The sequence below is a fragment of the Hyphomicrobium methylovorum genome, assembly GCF_013626205.1.
In the GTDB taxonomy this organism is placed as follows: Bacteria; Pseudomonadota; Alphaproteobacteria; order Rhizobiales; family Hyphomicrobiaceae; genus Hyphomicrobium_B; species Hyphomicrobium_B methylovorum.
The window spans coordinates 2,256,996-2,279,346 of sequence record NZ_QHJE01000001.1 but is presented as its reverse complement, the minus strand read 5'-3'; the positions used below and the strand labels follow the sequence as shown (position 1 = coordinate 2,279,346).

Genomic DNA, 22,351 nt, shown 5'->3' with positions numbered 1-22,351 from the left:
ACGTCATATACCGTTCTGTTCTGGAAAAACGCTCAGCCGGCTGCTTCTGATTTTAACGCGCTGGCCGGCCGAAAGACCTAGCGACGCCGCTTCGCTTCCGGCAATTTCAACTTCAAAAAATTCTTTCCGGTTTTCGCGAGCCGCGTCATCGGCGACAAGCTCGATCCGCGCCACCGTAGAATTTCCAAGAATGCGATCGATACTGGCGCTTATGCCATCGTCAGACGCATCCGGCACGATCTCCGTATCATGCGGCCGGACAAACGCAACGACCTCCTGCCCATCCCGCAGATTGCTCGCGTTATGCGCCAAGCGCTCGTCGCCAACCCGCACATACCCACCCTCGATCCTGCCGCGAAATTCGTTAACAGGGCCAATGAACCCGTAGGCGAACGCCGTCGCAGGCCGCTCGTAAATCCCTTTTGGCGTGCCGACCTGTTCCACGCGACCCTTGTTGATCAACACAACGCGGTCGGAAACCTCGAGAGCTTCCTCCTGATCGTGAGTCACAAAAATCGAGGAAATATGCAGTTCGTCATGCAGCGCCCGAAGCCAGCGACGCAACTCCTTGCGCACCTTTGCATCAAGCGCGCCGAACGGTTCGTCGAGCAGAAGCACGCTCGGCTCCACCGCAAGCGCACGGGCAAGCGCAATGCGTTGGCGCTGCCCGCCTGACAACTGCGACGGGAAACGGTTCGCGACCCATGACAACTGTACAAGTTCGAGCAAACGATTGACCTTCGCCCTGATCTCTTTTTCGCTTGGCCGTTGCGAACGTGGTCGCACCCTCAATCCGAACGCAATATTTTCAAACACCGTGAGATGCCGGAACAGCGCATAATGCTGAAAGACAAACCCAACGCGACGCTGGCGCACATCCTGATCCGTCGCATCGTGACCGTCGAGAATCACGCTGCCGCTATCGGCATGCTCCAACCCCGCGATCACGCGCAGCAGCGTCGTCTTCCCGCAGCCTGACGGACCGAGCAGCGCGACGAGTTCTCCGTCCGGAAAATTCAGAGAGATATCGTCGAGCGCCTTGAACGTCCCGAATGCCTTGTGGACGTTGCGAACTTCAATGCTCATGTCCGTGCCCTTCCAAACTCATCTTGCGTCCACGCCATTCGACGTAGGTTTTTAGAAATAATGTCACCAGCGCGAGAAGCGCGAGCAACGAAGCAACCGCAAACGCCGCCGAGAATTGGTACTCGTTGTAAAGAATCTCGACGTGCAGCGGCATCGTGTTGGTCTCTCCGCGAATATGTCCGGATACGACCGATACGGCGCCAAACTCACCCATCGCGCGCGCGTTACACAGGATCACCCCGTACAGCAGAGCCCACTTGATGTTCGGCAGCGTCACTCGCCAGAAAGTCTGAAAGCCATTTGCACCGAGAGAAACGGCGGCTTCTTCTTCGTCCCTGCCCTGCGCCTGCATCAGCGGAATAAGTTCGCGCGCGATGAACGGAAACGTCACGAAGACTGTCGCCAGAACGATCGCCGGAACCGCAAAGATTATTTTGATGTCATGCTCGCTCAGCCACGGTCCAAACCATCCCTGTCGTCCGAAGACCAACACATACACAAGCCCCGCAACCACCGGCGAAACCGAGAACGGAAGATCGATCAGCGTAATCAGGAAATTCTTGCCGCGAAATTCGAACTTGGCGATAGACCAAGCAGCCGCCAGCCCGAAGATAAGATTAAGCGGAACGGCAATCGCAGCAGCAAGCAACGTCAGGCGAATGGCTGCCAGCGCATCGGGCTCAATGAGCGCCGTGAAGTACGCGTCGATGCCTTTCCGGAAAGCCTCCGCAAATACAGCAACCAGCGGCAACAGCAGAAATGCTGAGACGTAAGCAAGCCCCAAACCAACGATGAGATACTTGACCCAAGGAGGATCGCGCGTCGCGGCGTTGGCTTCGAACTTGCTCGCGATTGGCGCGCGTGTGTCGAACGTGGCGACAGTCCCCGACATCTACGAATTCCTTCCAAAGCGCCGCGAGTTCCACGCCTGCAGGGCATTGACGACAAGAAGCAGGACGAACGAAATCACGAGCATAACGGCCGCCACAGCGGTCGCGCCGCGATAGTCGAATTGCTCAAGCTTGGTAATGATAATCAGCGGCGTAATTTCCGAGACCATCGGGATATTGCCAGCGATAAAAATCACCGATCCGTACTCGCCAACAGCTCGTGCAAATGCCAGCGCAAATCCCGTCAGCAATGCCGGAAGCAACGTCGGAAACACAACCCGCTGAAACGATTGCCAGCGCGTCGCGCCGAGGCTCGCGGCCGCTTCCTCATATTCCGTTTCCAGATCTTCGAGGATCGGTTGAACAGTGCGGACGACAAACGGCAACCCAATGAACGTCAGTGCCACAAGCACACCAAGTGGCGTGAACGCGACCTTGATGCCAAGCGGCTCCAAGAGGCTGCCAACCCAGCCATTTCCTGCGTAAATCGCAGTAAGGGCAATGCCTGCGACTGCCGTTGGAAGCGCGAATGGCAGATCGATCAGAGCATCAATAATCTTGCGACCGGGAAACGTGTAGCGCGTCAACGCCCAGGCAAGCAGCAATCCAAACACCGCATTGATGCTGGCAGCCAACAGCGAAGTCCCAAATGTCAGCTTGTACGACGCGACCACCCGCGGCGACGTCACCGCCGACCAAAACTCTTGCGGCGCCATAGAAGACGATACGATGAACACCGCTGAAAGAGGGATGAGAACGATCAACGACAGATACGTAAGCGTAAATCCGAGCGACAAGCCGAAGCCCGGAAGAACACGTTTGTGGGAAGCCCCCGCCATGACTTGCCCGCGCCTCAAACAGAAATCGTTATGATAAGAATGAACGCGCTCGCGGCCAGAAAGCCAATCCAAGCAATAGTTTCTCGCGCTCGATATTGGCGAAACATTCTAGCCTCCGTTAAAGCGTACAATCTGCAGACTAAGTGAGAGGCATGCCTCCGCTAACGAAGAAGACATGCTAAGGATATTCCACTTGGGAAATTGAGGGCGTGAGCTGAATGAGAGAGTGGCGTTAGAACGCCCGCACGCGCGAGCAACTGCCATCCGCCGCGGTGACGACAAGAAACGCCTTTGCTTCGGTGGCGCCCGCATTGCGAAGACGATGCTCAGTATCCGCGTTGAAGAGAACAGCATCTCCTGCGCAGAGCCGGGCCGGAGAATATTCCGCCACGATCACTTCGACCTCGCCAGTGACGACAACAAGCGCCTTTCTGGTGCCCGCCGAATGCGCAGCGATGCGTTCGCTGTGGTGCGGCGCTATCGTAACTTCGTAGATCTCGATGCTCTGCGGGTCCCCCCAGGGGAACAGCGCACGACAGGTAAACCCGCCTTCGCCCGAACTCACGATCGTCGCCTTCTCGCGCAGAACGACAACTGTGCTAGCACTGCTGGAATTTGAGATCAGACTAGGAACAGAAACCTTCAGCGCGTCCGCAATACGCCCCAGAAGATTGATCGTCGGCGCACTTTTTCCTGACTCGATTTGACCCAGCATCGCACGGCTAACGCCGGAAAGATGAGCAAGCTGCTCGAGTGAAAGTCCGTTACGCCTGCGCAAATGGCGAAGGTTTTCTCCAACAACGGCCGAAAGTTTGGTCACAACCTCTTGCTGCCGACCAACCGGCATTATCGTCTCGTTTGCCACGCCCATTGCTTCGCCCGTTGCCTGCAGAAATTCTGCAATCATCGATAGTCAGCCGACGATATCAACGGAACGAAGAAGAAGTGCTGAGCTTATGACCACGAGACGCCACTGCTTAAATTGGTCGTTTTCTATGCTCCCCAAGCACCCCGCACGAAAAAGGGCGGCGCCAAGCACCGCCCTTCCAATGAAACGCCCGCAAGCGCTTGATCTAGAAGTTGACTTTAACGCCCCCAATGACCTGATCGAACGCCGCCAACGATGTACTCGTCGTATCGGTGCCGATCAGCGCTTCACCATCGGTATGCTGGTAAACCAAATACAGCATCGTCTCTGCCGCATCGAGATACTGAGCTGCGCCAAGCGCCCACCACTCGACTGTTCCACTTTGCGTCCGAAGCGCACCTGACGCGTTCAGGTTAGATCCGGCGTCGTCCCTGCGATAATGGCCGAAAAAGTTGGTCTTCCCGAGCGAGAACCATTTCTGTTCGATACCCGCTTGAACGAACCAGGTCGTATCCGTCTTGTCGACGAGTTCCGGATTGATCGCAAATTCCGCCCGCGAGTTGTCGTTCTGCTCGCCGTAACCTGCGTATGCAAACAGGCCGGTTGGCTTGTGCTGCACGAAACCCGAAACGCCCCACCATTCGCAATCGCCGTTCTCTCCTACCGAGGGAACCGTATGGCACGCCGTCGAGCGCCCATCCGTCGAATGTCCATAGCCCGCGCGCGCGTTCACCGTGAAGTCGCCGATCTCACCTTTGTAGATGAGAGCAGCATCCCAGATGTCGTCCTCTCCCCACGACGTTGTTGCGGAAAATCCCGCGACCGTCGGCGTGTCATAGCGAACGATATTGCGGCGGCCGTTGTCGCCGGGCGTTGAGTTGTTGAACCCACGTGTGACGTCGCTCCAGCGGAGATTGCCACCACCCGACGAAATGAACGCGCCATTCCGGTCTCGCACGAAGAACTTGGCCTGATAGTCCGGCGGACCTTCGGCATCATAGAAATTTCGCGTCATCGTCGTGTCTGCGTCGTCAAGCAGGTGATACGTTGACGTTCCGTCTTGACCGACAAGAACCTTACCGAACCTGGCACTCTTGATGAACCAGCTGCTCTTGCGAACATTCAAGCTGTTGGCACCAGAGCCGTTCAGATTGTTCTGATCCCACTGACCGCCAGGCGCGCCGTTCACGCCGATTTCGAGCACATATCCCGCAGACCAATCCTTATCGATCTTAGCTTCGCCAATGAAGCGGAAGCGCGATTGCTCAACCGGGTTGGTGCCGATGTAAACATTCTGCTCGGTGCCATCATCCCACCAGGCAATCTGTTCGCTGACCCACCCCGAAATCGTAAGACTGACTTTGCGATTTCCCTTTCGCGCTGTCGTCGCTTCGAGTTCCGCGATGCGCTCTTCGAGATCCGCGCAGCAATTGCCGCCAAGATCCGCAGCAGTTGCCGGTAACACCGATGCCCCCATCAGGAGTATTGCGGCGCTAGTTAGCAAACCCTCCTTCAAACCGACTGTCATCATTCACCCCCGTTCGATCCGAATGGATCCCCAACTAGCCGTCTAGATATTTAAATGATTCCCACCGCCAAATAGCGCATACCGAATCGATGCAAATCATCGCTGTCCGCTTCTGCAATAGCGGCGTGGCTATCTAGCACCACGGACATGCTCATTCTTTGAGCAGGCAAGACCGAAGCGATTACGAGGCAGGTAGCAAACTTAGATCGCCAAGCTATTCCGCCACTTTCGAAATTCGAGAACGGTTCGGTGCAGCAGCGTGGGCTGCACCGAACGCTCGAAAGCTTAGCTTTTGCCCGTCGTATAGATTTGGTCGAACGACGCGCCGTCCTTGAAGTGCGCTTCGTAAGCCTTCGTCCAACCGCCGAACGCGGCATCGATCGTGAACAAGTTCACTTTCGGAAACTGGCTGTCGTACTTGGCAGCAACCTTCTCGTCACGCGGACGATAGTAGTTGCGGGCTGCAATCTCCTGCCCTTCTGGCGAATAGAGATACTTCAAATAAGCCTCCGCCACCTTCCGGGTGCCGTGCTTGTCGACGTTCTTGTCAACAACAGCGACTGTCGGCTCAGCGAGAATAGAAACCGACGGAACGACAACCTCGAACTTCTCCGGCCCGAGTTCCTTGATCGCAAGGAAGGCCTCGTTCTCCCAGGAGATGAAGACATCGCCAACGCCGCGCTCAACGAACGTGGTGGTCGAACCGCGCGCGCCGCTATCAAGAACCGGAACGTTCTTGTAAAGCTTCGTCACAAACTCTTTAGCCTTGTCCTGGCCGCCATACTTCACGTCGGCATAATGCCAAGCCGCGAGGTAGTTCCACTGCGCGCCACCCGATGTCTTGGGGTTCGGCGTAATAACCGAAACGTCCTGCTTCACCAGATCGTCCCAATCCTTGATGCCTTTCGGATTTCCCTTGCGCACCAGGAACACGATCGTTGAGGTGTACGGCGCCGAATTATTGGCGAGATGCGATTGCCAGTCTTCCGGTAAAAGCTTGGCGTGCTGCGCAATGCCGTTCACGTCCCGGGCAAGCGCCAGGGTCACGACGTCAGCTTCAAGCCCATCGATAACGGCTCGAGCTTGTTTGCCTGATCCCCCGTGCGACTGCTTGATGCTGACGTTTTCGCCTGACGTCTCTTTCCAATGCTTCGCGAATGCTTTGTTGAAATCGGCGTAAAGCTCGCGCGTCGGATCATAGGATACGTTCAGAAGCGTTTTCTCTGCAGCCGACGCATACCCTGCAGCGCCGGCAATCCCGAGCCCAAGCGCTGCGGCAATTGCCGACCGGCGCGTAAGAACCGTCAATGACATGTGAACCCTCTCAAGCTGAGTTGACCTGAGAGAGAGGCTATCGGCGCCGGAAACGCTCATGAACGAAGAAGAACTGCTGAGCTTATGAGAAAGCCAAGCGCCGGAATTGAACAGCTCTCTAGTTTTCGCCCGGCTACTTCGTCCGCGGCTGCACGCTATCGGCCGCTATCGTATAGCCCGCATCGGCAAGTCCCGTTGATGCGACAGCTGTCGTCAGCTTACCGGTAACCGTCACCGGATCGAACATCCCGCCGACTTCGAAGCCCTTGTCGGACTTGACGTAGATAATCTGGTTCGCAGGCGGCGGCGGAACGTGAATGCAGGCACCGACAAATGGCACCAGCAGAAATTCCTTAACAGTCGTCGCGTCGAAATCGAGCGGCACCACATAGCCACCGATCGAAACAGACTTTCCGTCGAGGTCTGCAACAACTTCAGGCGGCCGATCGCTACCCGGCTGACGGCGCTTGACCGACATGAAGTTGCCTTCCGCGAGTGGCGGCGGTGCAGCGTCATCTCCGTGAACCGGCGTCGATCCGCCGAAGAACGTCTTTGCTTTTGACGGCTGCGCAGGCGCGGTCTTCGGGATGAGATCGGCCCACTTGAGCATTTGCGGCGAATCCGACGCAACTGCCGGAACGACGCCCGCGAGAAGAGCCAGTACAACGGCACCCTGAAGCAGCTTATTTCGCAGTCCCATAGGTCGTCTCCAATTCGTTCGTCAGGTTCTGACGGTCATTCCGTCCGCAAGCGAAAGGCGGTAAGCCCTGATCGCCGGCAAAAGCGCGGCGACAAATCCCGCCACAACAATGAGTGCAAGTTTCATCCATTCATCGAAGCGTGGCGGATCGATCGTCAGGCTGAGGCCGTATGTGTGATCGATGAATGGCCGGGCCAAAACAAGAGTTGCATAAAGCCCAACGACACCCGTTACGACGCCCGCAAGGGTCAGCAGCCCACCCTCAGCTGCGAGCAGACCGAGAACAGTGGCCGGCGTCGCACCAACAGAGCGAAGGATCGCCATTTCGCGCCGCCGCTCATTTAGCGTGGTCAGGATCATCGTCATCATCCCCAGCAGCGCCGTGGCGACGACCATGGCAGAGACGACGGAAAGCGCGGTTTCAGCCGTACCAATGAGGCCCCAAAGTTCCTGCAGCGCAGCGCCCGGCAAAATCGCCGAAAGCGGTTCCTCCGCATATCCGTTGATCGCCCGCTGCATTCGGAACGTCGCGATCTTCGATTTTAGGCCAACGAATGCCGCAGTAATCGCACGCGGCGCAAGATCCATCTTGCGCACCTCGTCGGCCGAAAGACTTTGCCCCGGCACCGGCGCGCCACTCTGCCAATCCGCATGAATGGCTTCGATCGCTTCGAGACTGACATGCACAGTGCGATCGATCGGCGTACCGGTCTTCGTCAATATCCCGCTCACGCGAAACGGCTTGTCCTCGTGCTCAACGAACGAGATCGCCCCAAGACCGTGCGCAACGATGATCTTATCGCCAACCTTGTAGCCGAGCGCTTCGGCCACATCGGAACCGATCACCGCATCGAAGAGATCGCTGAATGGCTTGCCGTCAGCGAACTCGATGCCTTGTCCGCGGCGGAATTTATAATGCTTGAAGTAATCGCCATTGGTTCCAAGAACGCGAAATCCGTGATGGCTATCGCCGAGCGAGATCGGCACGATCCAAGCGACATCCGGCATGGCCGCAATGTCCTGATAGCTCTTCCACGTCACGTTGTTCGTGGCGTTACCGATCCGGAACACGGAATAGAGCAGCAGATTGAGACTTCCGCTTCGGGCGCCAACGATGAGGTCCGTTCCGGAAATTGTATCGGCGAAACTCTGCCGCGCGCCAGTTCGAATTTTCTCGACACCAAGAAGCAGCATGACGCTCATCGCAATCGCGAGAACCGTTAGAAGCGCCGTTACCCAGCGGTTCCTCAAAGATTGCAGCGCAAGCCTGACGATCATCATAGGGCTTTGCCTCGCGTCGTCGTCGCGATCTCGTTGAGCCGCACAACGCGATCGAAATGCCGCGCGAGGCTCTCATCATGGCTGACCATCATGACGCTGGCTTGCCATGCACGGCTCTGATCGAACAAGAGATCGAGAAACGCGCCTTCCGTATTGCGATCCAGCGCCGAGGTCGGTTCATCGGCAACGATGATCTGCGGCGCTCCGATAAGAGCGCGCGCCGCCGCCACACGTTGCTGCTGGCCAACGCTGAGATTCGCAGCCTTTGCACCGTCGATAACAGCCCGATCAATGCCCAACGCTTCGAGCAACCGAACCGCTACATCTTCAAGCGGTCCCTGTCCCTTCGTCCGCTCCCGGCGCAATTGAGAGAAGCGGAGCGGCAGCAGAACGTTGTCGACCAGAGACGCATAGGGAAGCAGGTTGAACATCTGGAAGATGATCCCGAAGTGCTCGACGCGAAACCGGTCTCGCCGCGCGCCGCTGAGACGCGCCATGTCGGTTCCCAGCACTTCGACGCGTCCGGAGCTTGGAGTCACGATTCCCGCCAGCAGACTAAGAAACGTACTCTTGCCGCTGCCGGACGGCCCAAGCAGCAGCAGCTTCTCGCCACGACCCAGCGCAAAGCGATCGACGCTCAGCGTGAACGGCGATGCACCGCCCCAGGAATAACGAACGCCTTCGAAAGAAACGGCGTCACGGGATTCAACCGCCGCTTCCCCTGGGTCATTCGCCATCAATGAAGGATTACCAGCGCTCACATCGCACCCGAAAGGTCGAGCATCGGCTTGTCACGCGTCATCTCGGCCTGCGTCTGCCCTTTGGGCGAAACGAGCGTGACGTTCAACGCCTTCGCGCCTGAGAATTCTGAGAAGTAAGCCGTATCGAGCCGCGTGAGCTTATCCGGCGCATCGCACTTCAACTGATAGGTGGCGTGGAATTCCGAATGCCCCGCATGGCCATCCTTGTCGGCCGCATCGTGGGAATGTTTGTCGTGATGATCGTGTCCGTCGTGGCCCTCATGATTGTGGTCGTGGTCCTCCTCATGATGCGATTCCTGATGCGTTTCAGCGCTCGCCGTCTGAACCTTGCAGTTCGCCGCATCGGGGAACTTAAAAAGCTTCGTCACATCCGCGAGAGACGCCTTGGCTTTCTCAACGGCGGCTTTCTGCTCGCCCGATGAAGCCGCATGCTCAAACCCGACGACGTCCATTCCCGGCGCGACGAGTTCCAGTGAAACGGTTTGCCCCTCGATTACAATGTCGAGCGTTCCGGTTCCATGCACGTGCGCACCAAGCTGGCGATGACGTGTCTCGTCCGCGAGCGCGGGAGCACTAACCAAAAGGGCGACGACGAGGCCGCTGCAAATCTTTAACATCCTATGTCTCCTTGATGGACGACTGAGCTCGCATCTGTCGCCAGTCTATGGCGCCAGCAAGCGCACATGCGCGGGGCATACCGTCCGGTTTTGCTATCGAATTAGAAACACTTGTCGATCATGCGGAAAGCGCCCGCCCCAGAGGGCAGCGAGACGCTCAAAGATCAGACGAATGCGGGCGGACCGCGTGCTTGGAAAAAGTTGCGATGCGCAACCTCAGCACAGTCATTTGAGGCAACGCTCATCCGCCCATCGATTTGCGACGGCGCCACGGGCGCACCGGTGGCAGGAGGCAGAACAGAATGGCCTGCCGCAGCAGTCGCCCAGCAGAGAGCACACCCATGTGAATTCTGCTGGCACGGATCGGGTTTGCAGCCCACACCCGATTGGTCACAATACCCCGCGGTGATCGCTCGTGAGGCAAGATCGCCCGGCCGCGGTGACGGATGGTGATGAGCAGCAGCGACGACGAGTTGCACGCCGAACGCAAACAGCGTCAGCCATGCCAATCGGATTCGTCGGGGCTTCATCATCATGCTTGGTCGATCATTCCCTGTCCCAGAAGTCGGTCGGAGATATGTCACTATCGTGGCATTACCGACCCAGGGCAAATGTGGTTACGAATGAGTAAGATATTTTCGGCCTAAAACGCACCTCAACCGCAGGCGTACGGAACCGAAATTGCCCTTTGGAATTATGGTGATGTAGGATTCCTGCATGTTACGGCGCTATGATTGAAAATCGCAAAGAGGAAGGGGGGGAAGGCCAGGGCACACGCAGCCCGAATACGTATGTGCGTGCATTTAGCAACCTCCTGAGCCGCACCCCCGCCTGGGCGTTTGTCTGCGTCCTTCTCCTCCCCTGGATCGCCCTGAGCACATTCGTCGTCTCGGTCTTGAATACCCGGGATCGTTCGACGCTCGTCCAGGCTGCCGAAACGCGGGCGGATCTCGCGTCGTCGATGCTCCAACAGCAAATGACGAGCCTCATCCACACCGTCGCTGCCGCCTCCAGTGCATCGCCTGCGGTGACATCGACAGAGTTAAGCGCCTTCTTAGGAACCGGCGTCCGGATCCTGAGACCGGAAACGATCCTCAGCGCCAGCAATCCGAGTACAGAGGACGATAAGAAGACGCCAGCGGCGCTCGCACTTTCATCCAAGACGCCGCAAGTCTCGACGTTCTCGGAAGGCGACGACGTTGGCATCGACCTTTGGCTGCCCGTTGACGACAAGAGCGGCGGAAACACAGCCGTGTTGCAGATTCACGTTCCTTCGTCGCACCTTTCGAAAATACTGAGCGGCTTTGTATCAGACCCTAAGTGGTCGATCGCTCTGGCCGGTCGCGATGGCCGCGTCTTCACACAATTCGGTAGCAACTCGGATTGGAACACTAGCGCGCCATCAGCATCGTACGCCAAAGCACTATCGGAACCATCTGACCTTGGTCTTCGGGTCGGGGCTGCGACCTCATTTGCCTCGGTTAACTCCGATGCACAGCGCAACTGGGGACGTCTCTTGGTCGTTACTTGTCTTCTCAGCGCTGCAACGCTGGCAGCGGGAAGAACATTAACGCAGAGGCTCGTCCTGGACCTGAATGAACGCATACCAAATCCCCGGAAGTCGGACACCGGCGAAGCAGTTGGCCTGAGCGGCGGATCGCGCTTGGACTCGAATACCATCCAGTTCAAGCGCGTCGACTCACCGTTGCCAGGACACGGCGCAATGGACGAAGACCGCCTTCGTCTCGCGTTAAGCTCCGGCGGTCTATTCGCCTGGAACTGGGACGTCGCCAGCAGAAAGATTAACTGGGATACACCCGCAAGAACGCTGCTGCGCTTGCCCTCCGGCGCTGAGGAACCGACGATCGCTGAACTCTTGCGACGCACGACGCCAAGAGACCGCCGACGCTTGCTGCACGCAGTAAATCGCTCGCTGCATCACGCGCAGTCGTTTGCCTTCGATATCGCGCTGCATTGTTTCGATGGGACAGATCGTTGCTTGTCGATTGACGCCTCGCCGTTGAAAGATCACCGCGGCAACGTCTCGGGTCTGGTGGGAATTGCGTCGGACGTCACCAACCAAAGGCTGGCGTTGGCACGCACGGATTCGCTGCTGCGCGAAGTTTCTCATCGTTCCAAGAATCTCCTGGCGCTCATCCTGGCCATGGCGCGATTAACCGCGCGCGACGCCATCAACATTAAGGCGTATCTCAAGGACTTCACGCTACGCGTCGCCGGCCTCGCCGCATCGCAGGATCTGATCGTTGCGTCCGATTGGCAAAATGTCGATTTCCGCACCCTGGCATCGGCCCAGATCGAGGTCGTCGCGCGCGCCGACGCAAGTCGCGTCAAGATTTCGGGACCGGCGTTCCTACTCGCGCCTGAAGCTGCGCAAACCATCGGCATGGTGCTCACCGAGCTTGCCCTGAACGCTGTCGAGCACGGCGCGCTGTCAGTCGCCACGGGTGAAGCAAAGCTGTCCTGGCGCTTCCCGACACCGCTGACGATCGAAATCATGTGGGAGGAAACCGGCGGACCGGCTTACGATTCCAATCGGCGCAAGAAATACGGTCACTCAGTCGTTGAGCGCTTTTCGACTCAGGGCTTGAAGCTGCATTCGAGCCTGCAAACAGATGCCGGGAATCTTCGTTGGAGCTTGAAGGGGCCAGTCGGCACGCTTGGCACAGTCCCTCCGCGGCCGTCGTCCGCGCCAGCAACGGGCTGACCGTGCCTCAATAGCATCGCTTGCACGCAACTGACCGAAGGCCAGGAACCCTTGGCACCGCACCGCGTTGCTCACCTAACGCCTTCTCCAATGAGAGAGCGCGGTTAGGACAAGGGCGGGAAACCTTGAATATTCTGATCACAGAAGACGAACCGATCCAGGCTGAAGAGCTTCAGGCAATCGTTAGAGACTTGGGACATCAGGTTTTAGGAGTCGCCGCCACCGTGCGCGCGGCAATGCGATTGGCGGAACATGCGGAATGCGATCTGGCTCTGGTCGATGTTCACCTGCGCGACGGCGCGACCGGACCGGAACTCGCTCGCCGACTCTGGCAGGAAAACGGAATAGTGGTGATCTTCACCACATCGAACCCAGACGGAATTCCCGACGACTTTGGCTCCGCATGCGGCGTCCTCACGAAACCTCTATCAGAACAAAGCATCAAATCGACAATCCGCTTCGTCAAGGACTGCATGACGACGGGATGCGCCACCCGGCCAAAGCCGTACGGGCTCTCGCTGTCCCCTGCATACGCAAAACGCTGGAACGTCGCTTGATCCCTGCACCAGCGCCATCAACCGTCTGACGACTCTGTCAGCGGAAGTTCGGTTAGACGAACGATGACTCGCGTTCCCGGCCGAGCGGCGTTCTCAGGCGATGCCAGCTCATAACGGATTGTTCCTGCGAACTGTCGCGTGAGCAAAGCCGCGATCTTGGTGCCAAGACCTTCGTGCACATTCGCCGCCTCAACCTTGTCTTGACGCATGTCCTCAGGAAGACCCACGCCGTCATCCTCGATGATCAGATCCGCCATATCCTCGCCGGTCTTTCTCAAACAGACGCTGATATTGCCTTTTGGCTCATCGACGAACGCATGCTTCAAGGAATTGATGACAAACTCCTGAACGAGAACGCACAGTGAAGTTGCGATCTGTGCCGGGGCCAACAGCGGCCGAACGTCGACGTTGAGCGTAATCTTCTCTTCAGCGGTCGCCGCAACAACGTCGCCCATAACGTCGTGAATAAGCGTATCGATACGCACCAGCTCCAGATCGTTAGCAACGTTGATACGCCGCTGAGCACTGGCGATGGCGTGAATGCGATCGCGCGCACCCGTCAGCGTCTTGACCGACCTCTCGTCGGTCGTATGGCGAATGTGCAAATTGATGAAGCCGACAACGAGCGACAGAGTATTCCCGATGCGATGCGTAACGTCACGAAGCAAAGCTTCCGCGCGCTCCCGTTCCACTTCCGCTCTATCGCGCGCATCCGCGAGTTCCTCGGTGCGCGCAGCGACACGTTCTTCAAGAGACCGGTTGGCTGATGTTAAAGCGAGTGCCGTCAATTCAAGCGCCGCCGCGCGTTGCCGTTCTCTGACGATCGCAATCATCGCCAGCCCTCCACTGGCGAGCAACGATGCCAGCAAAGCAGCGAGCAACCAAAAACTCCGGTCGCGAAATTGCACGATACGAGCTTCGAACAGCGTCTGCTTTTCGAGCTGCGCCACGGCGAACTGTTGGCGCAGGCGATCCATCATCTCCTTGCCATGCGCATAGTCCGCAGTACGGAGCGCTGTCTTGGCTCCGGTCTGGGCCGCTTCCGCGAGCACGAGATCAATGCTCGCCAACCGCTTGTTGATCGTATCGTTAATGGCTCGGACGACGGCTGTGTCCCGCGCATCGTTCGCAACCATCTGACTAAGGTCGGAATAGATGCCGTTGAGCGATGCCTTGGCAGACCGATAAGGGGCCAAGTAACGCTCATCGCCGGTCAAAAGATAACCGCGCTGCCCGTTCTCGAGATCCTGCGCAGCACTCCACCATCTGGCGAGCTGCTGCTGCACGACCTGCGTATGCGTTGCACCGCCCGCCGCCGAAACCGTCCAACGCCAAGCCGCAAGGGCTGCAACCGCGGAAAGAACCGCAATCCCGATCCAAATCGCAACCGCACGAGGTAAGCTGGGCGTATGCAATGCCATCGAATGTCGAATCGTAACCCAAGATCCAAGCCGCGAGGGCTGATGCTTAGAGCGTCTTGACCGGCGATGCTATGTCTTTTGATATTGTAGAAGTGAGCCTTTTCCGGCTACTCGATCTCCCCGGCGCCATGCCAGCGCCTCGAACAATGCGTGACGAATGCTACGAAAGTCGATGCATGCAGCATATCATTCAGGGCGTCTTCCGGCTTTCCCCGGATAGACAAAATGACGACGGCGAGGGTGTCGAAGCAGGTGGGCACTTCGCATGACCGGCCAGGGCAATACAAAAAAATCGGCGCGCGGTCGCGCTGCCGCTCGCGAATCGCAACAAACTCCGTGCGTAAAATGTCCGTTGAGGAAACTCGCCTGCTTTTGTGACGTATCGCAGGACGAACTCGATTTCATTCAATGGATGAAATCGGGTGAGTTGGTGGCCGACCAAGGCACGACCGTGCTTATGGAAGGTCACAGCAGCCCGCACCTCTACACGATACTTTCCGGATGGGCATTCCGCTTCAAATCTCTGCCCGATGGCCGTCGACAAATTCTGAACTTCGCATTGCCAGGCGATTTTCTCGGCTTGCAAACATCGATGTTCAACGAAATGCAGCACTCCGTTGAAACACTGACCAACACGGTCATGTGCGTTTTCCCACGCGACAAAATCTGGACGCTCTACAAGAAATTTCCCTCACTCGCTTACGACCTGACATGGATCGCATCGCGTTCGGAACGCTTACTGGACGAACAACTCCTCGCCGTCGGCCGACGATCGGCACTCGAGCGTATTGCGTTTGTTTTGCAGCATCTGGCTTCAAGAGCTCAGCTCCTCGGTCTTGGCAACGGAAACAACCTCGCCCTTCCCATCACCCAGCAACATTTGGCCGACGCTCTTGGTCTGTCTCTGGTTCACACGAACAAGACACTGAAGATCCTGAACGACCGAAAGATCATACGTTGGAAGGAAGGCAGTTTTGCTATCCTTGATGAAAAGGCCATGCGCACTCTTTCGGGCCTCGAAGCTGATCCGCTTTTACGTCCGCTCATCTGATTTTTTTTGAATTCGACCCGGAACCCCACTCGCAACAGCGAGTTTTCTATAAGTGACCGCGCCTCTACTCCCTCCACTCCCCCGTGGCCCCCAGGTGCGGCCCAGATAAGGACCCGCGTACGCTTCCCCCCAGCGACGCGGGTCCATTCTTTTCAAGCCCTCCTACACATCGCACCGTTAAAACGCGTCGCCGCAAATTCGCGCGACTCGCGACGGAAATGTGGAACCCACGGCAATTGCAGAGCGTTTTATTCCCATCGAGAATTGCAATTGGAGGCTCCACGATGGGCAATCTTTTACACTACGCTATCGTGTTTCTGGTCGTCGCCATCGTGGCCGCGTTTCTTGGCTTCGGCGGTGTAGCGGGCACGGCTATGGAAGGCGCACGCCTGTTATTCTGGGTCGCCATCGTTCTGTTCGTCGTCGCGCTTATCGCAAACTTTGTACGGCGAGCGTGAAGCTGACCCGTCTATAAAATCGGCATCCGTTGCTGACATCGGACGCATCAATCGGCTGGCTCACGCTGGCCGATTTTGCTTTTCGAACGATATGCCTGGCGCGCTTTGCCTGCTGCCGTTCCTAAGCACATGAAACGCCATCCGGAACGAAACGGCTGCCCCCGCATTCTTTGATCACAAAGAATTGGAGGCCCTGCTTATGAGAACATCAAGCACTCTTGTTCGCGTCGCGACGATCGCGGCTCTTGTTGCCGCGCCTACCGCGTTCGCGACATCAGCGTATGCTCTATCATTCGTTCCCTCGCAATCGAGCGGCGAGCAAAGCTCTTCGAGCATCGTCGGCCTGAGCGTTGAGAACGCGAACGGCGACAAACTCGGCAGCATCAACTATCTCGTTCTCGACTCCACCGGAAAAGTCACCACCGCGGTGATCGGCATCGGCGGAGTTCTCGGCGTGGGTGAAAAGAACATCGGCGTACCCTACTCCGAACTGAAATTCGGTGAAAAAGACGGCAAACAAATCGTGATAATCGACGCTACCAAAGACACGCTCGGAACAGCCCCGAGCTACCTTTGGAAAGAAAAATCCACGATCGAAAAACTGAAAGAAGATGCCGAGCGCTTAACCGACAAGGCAAAAAACGCAGCTGGCACAAACCATCCCGCGCCCCCGCCAGCGGAAACCAAATAGCGCTGGCGATCCGCATAAAATAAAATGAGGGCGCGGATGACATGACATCATCCGCGCCCTCTCAATTTCCAGAGATTATTTCGTTCAGGCCGCGCGCTGGCCTGCCTTGTTGGAGCGAAGGTCAAAGAACAGCGATTGGCTGATCATGGCTTTCACAACGGCAGGCTCAAACGGCTTGGTGATCAAGAACACCGGTTCGGGCTTGGTGCCGGTTAGCAAGCGCTCAGGGAAGGACGTGATGAAAATCACCGGCACGCTAATCGTTTCGAGAATCTCGTTGACGGCTTCTAGACCCGAGCTTCCGTCCGCAAGGTGAATATCGGCAAGAACCAGCGACGGCGCCTTCCGCTCAACCTCAGCAACGGCTTCCTTGTGTGTACGCGCCACGGCTTGAACACGGTGCCCGATATCGACAACGAGCGCTTCAAGATCCATCGCAATCAGCGGTTCGTCTTCGATAATCAGAACATCAGCCGATAGCTGCTCAGCGATCTCGGCGCCGGCCATCTGCAGCAGTTCCGTTACATGCGCGGGCGTAACATCGAGAATCTGCGCGGCTTCCGCCGTCGTAAACCCCTCCACGGATACGAGCAGAAACGCCTGCCTCGGCAGCGGGGTAATCGATTCAAGCCGCCGCTCAGGAAGAGATTTATCCTGCGATGTCGGTTCTTCGCCGACGCGATTGACGGCCACCGAATTCCAAACCTTCGTAAACGCACGATACAGCGCCGCACGAGACGAAAGAGATTTATCGAACGTGCTGGAATCCTCGATCAACGCTTCGAGAACCGCTGCCACATAGTTGTCGCCTGACAGCTGGCTGCCTGTCAGCGATCGAGCATACCGCCGCAGATAGGGAAGATGAGGAGCGATAGATTCGGCGATCGACATTAAAGATACCTCGCGAATTTCTATTCTTCAGTGTTCATACCGGCGAGAAGCGGGACTTCCCCCAGCTACCGCACGACGTTCTGCCCCATACGAACAAGACCGATAAAATCGTTGCTGGAAGCAAAAGTCTCTCCAGCTTCCAACCCGAGATTTTTGGCCAAGGCGACGCGCGCGCGATTAACTCGGCTCTTCACAGTGCCAACAGCCGCGCCGGTAATTTCAGCTGCTTCTTCGTACGAAAATCCTTCCGCACCCACCAGAAGCAGAACTTCCTTTTGATCGTCGCTTAACGTTCCGAACGCTTTCTTGAAGTCGATAAGATCCATGCGGACTTGCTGCTCGGGAAGCACAGACATGCGCTCCGCCATCGCGTTATCCGCATCCTCAACCTCTCGGCGACGTTTCCTAAGCTCCGAGAAATACGTGTTTCGGAGAATAGTGAAAAGCCACGCTTTCAGGTTCGAGCCTTCTTGAAAGCTTTGAAGATTGGTCCACGCTTTGACGAGTGTATCTTGCACAAGATCATCCGCTCGTGTGGGATCGCCACACAGCGAATTGGCAAACGCGCGCAGGTTCGGGACGGAACCAATTAGCAAAGTTTGAAGATCGCTCGAAGGCTGAGTCACGCTCCTTGGCCTCCACTTTGATCTTCACTCGTCTTCAGCTGCTGCAAAAGCTGAACGAAACGATCAGGCACAGGTTCGCCGATCAATTCGTTATAAACTTCACGCAGGCGCTGTCCGATCTGCCCTTGGAGCTCAGCCGGAATCGGTGTCTGCATGCTGACCGAATCCCCTCCTTTGGGAGCACTGTCGGTGCCCATCAAAAAGACCCCTATTTCAATGCCGCGGATCGCGGATCTGCCTTAACGTTCATCGTGATAAATGCCTGACGGCGCTGAAAAGTTCCGCACGCGGCATGCGGCGTCAAGAAGAGTTAATTATTAAGCAAATTCAATGTGATAGCAGCCGCTAAAGCGCGGCGTTGTCTATTAAGTGAAAGAACGAGCCCGTAACGAGGCCGCGTCGGCTGCTACCGGAAGGCACTGCACGTCCGTCGCTATCGGTCAGCGCAAACAGCTCTTCATCCGTCGATGAGGTCACGCTGGCATAATGAAATTCATGCCCCGCGAACGACCGACCGGCTTCCCCAAGCGCGCAGGCAGCGAGCAACCGGGCCTTGCGATAACCGAGCGTCATTTTTCGAACAGCGAACGAGGTTTCGAGGCCAAGGAGACCAAGCATCTCGTGGCGCGCGCCGTCCGCGTCTACAAGGCCCGCTCCGAGCGCCATGTATCCTCCGCACTCCCCATGCACGGGACGCGTTTCTGCAAAACGGCGCATGCCCGCCTTGAAGTTGCTTGCCGCCGCCAGCGCGCCAGCGTGCAATTCGGGGTAACCCCCCGGGAGCCAGACGACGTCGGCAGTCGGGTCTGGCGCTTCGTCGGCTAGAGGAGAAAACGGAATGATCTCCGCGCCCGCCGAGCGCCACACTTTGATGAGGTGCGGATAAACAAATGAAAATGCAGCATCACGCGCCAACGCAATACGCTGTCCCGGCGGGCGAACGGCTGGAGGCGCTTCAACAGTCACCGTCCCGGACAGGGCAAGTCCAGCAAGCCGCCCCACATCCACATGCGCCTCGACAAAATCAGCCAGCGCATCAAGACGCGCCTCAAGCGCTTCGGTCTCCTCGGCTTGCACAAGCCCCAGGTGCCGCTCGGGCAGGATAATTGTCGGCGTTCGCGGCAATGCGCCGACAACCGGCAGCCCAACCGCCGCCATCGCATCGGACGCCAATCGAATGTGCCGCTCACTTCCCGTGCGATTGAGAACGACGCCCGCTATAGTGACGCCCTCGCGCAATCCTTGAAAGCCACGCGCAACGGCGGCTGCCGTCTGCGACTGACCCGAGACATCGAGAATGAGGATAACGGGCCAGCCGGTCGCTGCAGCAAGATCGGCGCTCGCGCCGTTGCCCCATTGCCCGGGCAACGACACACCATCGAAGAAGCCCATTAACGCTTCCGCGATGCAAAGATCCGCGCCCTCCGCAGCTTTCGACATCAGCGTCGCCGCGAGTGGCCAACGCATCGCCCAGCTATCGACATTGTAAGACGTCCGCGCAACCGCCCGCTCATGGAACGCAGGATCGATGTAGTCCGGACCGCATTTGAATGGCTGAACGCTCAACCCTCTGCGATGAAGGGCACGCAACAATCCGAGCGTAAGTGTCGTCTTACCGGAACCCGACCTTGGCGCGCCGACGATCAGACCCGGGGGCAATGTGAGCGCGTGTGTCATGCGTCCTGGCCACCGCGAAACCGCCGCCGGTAATCCACGCTGTAAAGAGCGCTGTCGCGGAAATCCTCATGCGCGAGCGCCGCGCCGACCAGGATGAGCGCCGTTCGCTCCAGCCCCAATGCAGCGGCGTCTCCCGCAATGGTTCCGAGCGTTCCCCGAATAATCTGTTCCTCCGGCCATGACGCACGACAGACGACTGCGGCCGCACAATCTGCTCCATACAATGGCAGAAGACGCGCAACCACATCGTCGATCGCGTGAATAGACAAGTGGATCGCAAGCGTCGCGCGCGTTGCAGCGAACGCTTCCAGCGTTTCGGTATCAGGCATCGAAGACGCCCGACCAGACGTCCGCGTCAAAACCACTGATTGCGCCACTTCCGGAAGCGTAAGCTCACGGGCAAGCGCAGCAGAAGCAGCAGCAAACGCCGGAACACCAGGCGTAATCGTATAGGGAATGGCAAGACGGTCGAGCCGCCGCAGCTGCTCCCCAAGCGCACTCCATATCGAGAGATCGCCGGAATGAAGCCGCGCAATGTCCTTCCCGTCGCGCGTTGCCCGTTCGATATGCGCAATGATTTCGTCGAGCGTCATCGGCGCGGTATCGATGATCTCAGCCCCGGCCGGGCAATAATCCAGCAGAGCGCGCGGCACCAAAGATCCAGCATAAAGACAGACCGGCGATTGCGCGATCCGGTCTCGCCCACGCACCGTGATGAGGTCCGCGGCACCCGGACCCGCACCGATAAAGTGCACCGTCATGGCCCGCCCGCTCCTTCGCGATTGTCGTGCGTAACCGCTGCAGCGGCTGTCACGCCGCCAAATATCCGCCGCGGCGCAATCAATTTCGCGCTCGGGCCTGCCGCCGCCAATGCCGCCGTTTCCGCAACCGAGGGCAGACCATAACGCGCCTGCGCATGCTCTGAATGCGTAAGACACTGTTCCTTACGTTGCAGCAATTCAGCTACCGGCAATGCACGCAACGCGATACCCAAATCGGCGGTCGTCATCGTGAGAGCATCAAGTGCGCTCAAATCATCGACAGTCGCAACAACATCGACTCCGCCCGCGAGCCCACGCATGCCGTCGATCGCCACCGCAAAATCAGCTTGCGTTGCGCGACTGTTCGCTCCGATGCCGATTGCGATCATGTCGTGCTCGCCGGTTTCACGCACACCCATTGCACCACGGGCAACGCCGGGCGCCACGCCATGCGCCGGCCGATCGGCTCCGCGCGTTCCGCACTCAATCGCGTCAGTGTTCCGCCGTGCAAATGATAAGCAGCGATCAGCGCCTGCTCCGACTCGAGCGTCACGCTGTTGACAACGATCCGCCCGCCCGGCTTCAGCGCGGCCCACGCCGCTTCAATCGCCTTTCCGCCATCCGTTCCGCAACCGATGAAGATCGCATCTGGCGCAGGCAATCCAGCAAATGCTTCAGGCGCACCGCCACGGCGAATATCGAAATGCGGCACACCAAGCGCCACGGCATTACGCTCCGCACGCGCAGCACGCACATCGTCCCTTTCGATACCAATCGCTCGATTAGCCGGATGCGCCAAAAGCCATTCGATGCCGATGGACCCGCTCCCGACTCCCACATCCCAAAGCAACTCACCGGGAGACGGCCGCAGAGACGACAGCGTCACCGCGCGAAATTCTCGTTTCGTAAGCTGCCCGTCGCTTTCAAAATAATCATCCGGCAACCCGCAAGTGTAAGGAATTGGCCTCGCGTCGGGACCAGCAACAACATCGATCCCGATCACATTGAGCGGATCGACGCTATCGAGATCGAAGCCTTCCGCCGTGGCATGGCGGACGCGTTCGCGCGGCCCGCCAAGCGCTTCCATAACCGCTAGACGGCTCGGCCCGTAGCCCGCAGAAACAAGAAGGGCAGCCACGTCACGGGGTGTTTCTCCGTTAAGTGCAAGAGCGATAATTTTCCGCCCGTCATGAACATGGCGGCGCAACAGAGGCACCAACCCTCGCATGTTGAGCCCAAGCGTCTCGACATCCTGCAGCGGCCAGCACAGACGCGACGCAGCCAACGAAAAACTGGATGGCGACGGCAGCACGAGCATTTCCTCAGCGGGGATAGAACGGGCAATCGTTACGCCCGCGCCAAACCAGAAAGGATCACCCGACGCCAGAACGACGACAGGCCGTCCACGCAATGCCAGAATTTCTGCAACTGTCGCGTCAAGCGGCGTAAGCCACTTGAGTTGCCGCCCCGTCGTCGCGCCGATCAGATCGAGATGACGCTGTCCGCCGACTACCAGTTCTGCACTGTCGATGAGCGAGTTGGCCGCCGCGCTGAGACCCGCGCGCCCGTCCTCCCCAACTCCAATGATGGACAACCAGCGGCTGCTCAT

At 57.9% G+C, this 22,351-nt stretch carries 23 protein-coding genes; 5 read left to right on the top strand and 18 right to left on the bottom strand.

Annotated elements, in window-relative coordinates; all coding sequences use genetic code 11:
• Nucleotides 1–3: 3 nt before the first annotated feature.
• From DLM45_RS11045 to zrgA, 10 genes are all read right to left on the bottom strand, one after another.
• Complete coding sequence (locus DLM45_RS11045) at nt 4–1,086, bottom strand: sulfate/molybdate ABC transporter ATP-binding protein (protein WP_181337161.1); 1,083 nt, start codon at nt 1,084–1,086, stop codon at nt 4–6.
• Entirely contained in the window at nt 1,076–1,978 is a 903-nt protein-coding gene (gene cysW / locus DLM45_RS11040) for a sulfate ABC transporter permease subunit CysW (protein ID WP_181337160.1), read from the bottom strand. Before cysW ends, DLM45_RS11045 begins: the two co-directional genes overlap by 11 nt.
• On the bottom strand, nt 1,979–2,815 hold the full coding sequence (gene cysT / locus DLM45_RS11035) for a sulfate ABC transporter permease subunit CysT (protein WP_181337159.1): 837 nt from the start codon (nt 2,813–2,815) through the stop codon (nt 1,979–1,981).
• 232 nt (nt 2,816–3,047) lie between these two features.
• On the bottom strand, nt 3,048–3,722 hold the full coding sequence (locus DLM45_RS11030; protein ID WP_246317329.1) for a helix-turn-helix domain-containing protein: 675 nt from the start codon (nt 3,720–3,722) through the stop codon (nt 3,048–3,050).
• Between the two features lie 166 nt (nt 3,723–3,888).
• A complete protein-coding gene (locus DLM45_RS11025) occupies nt 3,889–5,160 on the bottom strand; it encodes a porin (protein ID WP_246317327.1) in 1,272 nt (423 codons plus the stop codon).
• A 336-nt stretch (nt 5,161–5,496) separates the two neighbouring features.
• Complete coding sequence (locus DLM45_RS11020; protein ID WP_181337157.1) at nt 5,497–6,525, bottom strand: sulfate ABC transporter substrate-binding protein; 1,029 nt, start codon at nt 6,523–6,525, stop codon at nt 5,497–5,499.
• Nucleotides 6,526–6,658: 133 nt separating this feature from the next.
• On the bottom strand, nt 6,659–7,225 hold the full coding sequence (locus DLM45_RS11015; RefSeq protein WP_181337156.1) for a DUF3299 domain-containing protein: 567 nt from the start codon (nt 7,223–7,225) through the stop codon (nt 6,659–6,661).
• Between the two features lie 21 nt (nt 7,226–7,246).
• Nucleotides 7,247–8,506 carry an ABC transporter permease gene (locus DLM45_RS11010; protein ID WP_246317326.1) on the bottom strand — a complete coding sequence of 420 codons (1,260 nt, stop codon included), beginning with the start codon at nt 8,504–8,506 and terminating at the stop codon, nt 7,247–7,249.
• A complete protein-coding gene (locus DLM45_RS11005) occupies nt 8,503–9,243 on the bottom strand; it encodes an ABC transporter ATP-binding protein (RefSeq protein ID WP_181337155.1) in 741 nt (246 codons plus the stop codon). Before DLM45_RS11005 ends, DLM45_RS11010 begins: the two co-directional genes overlap by 4 nt.
• Nucleotides 9,244–9,263: 20 nt before the next feature.
• The gene (gene zrgA, locus DLM45_RS11000; RefSeq protein WP_181337154.1) at nt 9,264–9,884 is read right to left on the bottom strand and encodes a zinc uptake protein ZrgA; all 621 of its coding nucleotides are present in this window, start codon (nt 9,882–9,884) and stop codon (nt 9,264–9,266) included.
• Nucleotides 9,885–10,614: 730 nt separating this feature from the next.
• Here zrgA and DLM45_RS10995 point away from each other — a divergent pair.
• Nucleotides 10,615–12,609 carry a sensor histidine kinase gene (locus DLM45_RS10995; protein ID WP_181337153.1) on the top strand — a complete coding sequence of 665 codons (1,995 nt, stop codon included), beginning with the start codon at nt 10,615–10,617 and terminating at the stop codon, nt 12,607–12,609.
• A 125-nt stretch (nt 12,610–12,734) separates the two neighbouring features.
• Nucleotides 12,735–13,166 (top strand): response regulator, encoded by a 432-nt coding sequence (locus tag DLM45_RS10990; RefSeq protein ID WP_181337152.1) that lies wholly within the window; start codon nt 12,735–12,737, stop codon nt 13,164–13,166.
• A 17-nt stretch (nt 13,167–13,183) separates the two neighbouring features.
• Here DLM45_RS10990 and DLM45_RS10985 read toward each other — a convergent pair whose 3' ends face one another.
• Nucleotides 13,184–14,587 (bottom strand): sensor histidine kinase, encoded by a 1,404-nt coding sequence (locus DLM45_RS10985; RefSeq protein ID WP_181337151.1) that lies wholly within the window; start codon nt 14,585–14,587, stop codon nt 13,184–13,186.
• Between the two features lie 265 nt (nt 14,588–14,852).
• Here DLM45_RS10985 and DLM45_RS10980 point away from each other — a divergent pair, with 265 nt between their 5' ends.
• From DLM45_RS10980 to DLM45_RS10970, 3 genes are all read left to right on the top strand, one after another.
• Entirely contained in the window at nt 14,853–15,638 is a 786-nt protein-coding gene (locus DLM45_RS10980; protein ID WP_181337150.1) for a Crp/Fnr family transcriptional regulator, read from the top strand.
• Nucleotides 15,639–15,922: 284 nt separating this feature from the next.
• Entirely contained in the window at nt 15,923–16,096 is a 174-nt protein-coding gene (locus DLM45_RS10975) for a DUF1328 domain-containing protein (RefSeq protein ID WP_181337149.1), read from the top strand.
• 199 nt (nt 16,097–16,295) lie between these two features.
• A complete protein-coding gene (locus DLM45_RS10970; RefSeq protein WP_181337148.1) occupies nt 16,296–16,787 on the top strand; it encodes a PRC-barrel domain-containing protein in 492 nt (163 codons plus the stop codon).
• Nucleotides 16,788–16,871: 84 nt separating this feature from the next.
• Here DLM45_RS10970 and DLM45_RS10965 read toward each other — a convergent pair whose 3' ends face one another.
• The 7 genes from DLM45_RS10965 to cbiE all read right to left on the bottom strand — a co-directional run bounded on the left by DLM45_RS10965 (nt 16,872) and on the right by cbiE (nt 22,351).
• Nucleotides 16,872–17,678, bottom strand: a complete 807-nt coding sequence (locus DLM45_RS10965) for a response regulator (RefSeq protein ID WP_181337147.1) — start codon at nt 17,676–17,678, stop codon at nt 16,872–16,874.
• A 65-nt stretch (nt 17,679–17,743) separates the two neighbouring features.
• Nucleotides 17,744–18,304 (bottom strand): sigma-70 family RNA polymerase sigma factor, encoded by a 561-nt coding sequence (locus tag DLM45_RS10960; RefSeq protein ID WP_181337146.1) that lies wholly within the window; start codon nt 18,302–18,304, stop codon nt 17,744–17,746.
• Nucleotides 18,301–18,501, bottom strand: a complete 201-nt coding sequence (locus DLM45_RS10955; RefSeq protein ID WP_181337145.1) for a NepR family anti-sigma factor — start codon at nt 18,499–18,501, stop codon at nt 18,301–18,303. Before DLM45_RS10955 ends, DLM45_RS10960 begins: the two co-directional genes overlap by 4 nt.
• Before the next feature lie 148 nt (nt 18,502–18,649).
• A complete protein-coding gene (locus tag DLM45_RS10950; protein WP_181337144.1) occupies nt 18,650–19,981 on the bottom strand; it encodes a cobyrinic acid a,c-diamide synthase CobB in 1,332 nt (443 codons plus the stop codon).
• On the bottom strand, nt 19,978–20,742 hold the full coding sequence (cobM, locus tag DLM45_RS10945) for a precorrin-4 C(11)-methyltransferase (protein WP_181337143.1): 765 nt from the start codon (nt 20,740–20,742) through the stop codon (nt 19,978–19,980). The genes DLM45_RS10950 and cobM overlap by 4 nt, the downstream gene beginning before the upstream one ends.
• Complete coding sequence (locus tag DLM45_RS10940) at nt 20,739–21,131, bottom strand: cobalamin biosynthesis protein (protein WP_181337142.1); 393 nt, start codon at nt 21,129–21,131, stop codon at nt 20,739–20,741. The genes cobM and DLM45_RS10940 overlap by 4 nt, the downstream gene beginning before the upstream one ends.
• Nucleotides 21,128–22,351, bottom strand: coding sequence for a precorrin-6y C5,15-methyltransferase (decarboxylating) subunit CbiE (gene cbiE / locus DLM45_RS10935; protein ID WP_181337141.1), 1,224 nt, complete (start codon nt 22,349–22,351; stop codon nt 21,128–21,130). Before cbiE ends, DLM45_RS10940 begins: the two co-directional genes overlap by 4 nt.

Excerpts from the sequence above, each read along its gene's own strand:
- DLM45_RS10965 (WP_181337147.1), bottom strand. The coding sequence starts at position 17,678 with ATGTCGATCGCCGAATCTATCGCTCCTCATCTTCCCTATCTGCGGCGG.
- DLM45_RS10985 (WP_181337151.1), bottom strand. The coding sequence starts at position 14,587 with ATGGCATTGCATACGCCCAGCTTACCTCGTGCGGTTGCGATTTGGATC.
- DLM45_RS10955 (WP_181337145.1), bottom strand. The coding sequence starts at position 18,501 with ATGGGCACCGACAGTGCTCCCAAAGGAGGGGATTCGGTCAGCATGCAG.
- DLM45_RS10975 (WP_181337149.1), top strand. The coding sequence starts at position 15,923 with ATGGGCAATCTTTTACACTACGCTATCGTGTTTCTGGTCGTCGCCATC.
- zrgA (WP_181337154.1), bottom strand. The coding sequence starts at position 9,884 with ATGTTAAAGATTTGCAGCGGCCTCGTCGTCGCCCTTTTGGTTAGTGCT.
- DLM45_RS10970 (WP_181337148.1), top strand. The coding sequence starts at position 16,296 with ATGAGAACATCAAGCACTCTTGTTCGCGTCGCGACGATCGCGGCTCTT.
- DLM45_RS11045 (WP_181337161.1), bottom strand. The coding sequence starts at position 1,086 with ATGAGCATTGAAGTTCGCAACGTCCACAAGGCATTCGGGACGTTCAAG.
- cysW (WP_181337160.1), bottom strand. The coding sequence starts at position 1,978 with ATGTCGGGGACTGTCGCCACGTTCGACACACGCGCGCCAATCGCGAGC.
- DLM45_RS11020 (WP_181337157.1), bottom strand. The coding sequence starts at position 6,525 with ATGTCATTGACGGTTCTTACGCGCCGGTCGGCAATTGCCGCAGCGCTT.
- DLM45_RS10950 (WP_181337144.1), bottom strand. The coding sequence starts at position 19,981 with ATGACACACGCGCTCACATTGCCCCCGGGTCTGATCGTCGGCGCGCCA.
- DLM45_RS10940 (WP_181337142.1), bottom strand. The coding sequence starts at position 21,131 with ATGATCGCAATCGGCATCGGAGCGAACAGTCGCGCAACGCAAGCTGAT.
- DLM45_RS11025 (WP_246317327.1), bottom strand. The coding sequence starts at position 5,160 with ATGGGGGCATCGGTGTTACCGGCAACTGCTGCGGATCTTGGCGGCAAT.
- DLM45_RS10995 (WP_181337153.1), top strand. The coding sequence starts at position 10,615 with ATGATTGAAAATCGCAAAGAGGAAGGGGGGGAAGGCCAGGGCACACGC.
- DLM45_RS11005 (WP_181337155.1), bottom strand. The coding sequence starts at position 9,243 with ATGGCGAATGACCCAGGGGAAGCGGCGGTTGAATCCCGTGACGCCGTT.
- DLM45_RS11010 (WP_246317326.1), bottom strand. The coding sequence starts at position 8,506 with ATGATGATCGTCAGGCTTGCGCTGCAATCTTTGAGGAACCGCTGGGTA.
- cysT (WP_181337159.1), bottom strand. The coding sequence starts at position 2,815 with ATGGCGGGGGCTTCCCACAAACGTGTTCTTCCGGGCTTCGGCTTGTCG.
- DLM45_RS11030 (WP_246317329.1), bottom strand. The coding sequence starts at position 3,722 with ATGATTGCAGAATTTCTGCAGGCAACGGGCGAAGCAATGGGCGTGGCA.
- DLM45_RS10980 (WP_181337150.1), top strand. The coding sequence starts at position 14,853 with ATGACCGGCCAGGGCAATACAAAAAAATCGGCGCGCGGTCGCGCTGCC.
- cbiE (WP_181337141.1), bottom strand. The coding sequence starts at position 22,351 with ATGAGCAGCCGCTGGTTGTCCATCATTGGAGTTGGGGAGGACGGGCGC.
- cobM (WP_181337143.1), bottom strand. The coding sequence starts at position 20,742 with ATGACGGTGCACTTTATCGGTGCGGGTCCGGGTGCCGCGGACCTCATC.
- DLM45_RS11015 (WP_181337156.1), bottom strand. The coding sequence starts at position 7,225 with ATGGGACTGCGAAATAAGCTGCTTCAGGGTGCCGTTGTACTGGCTCTT.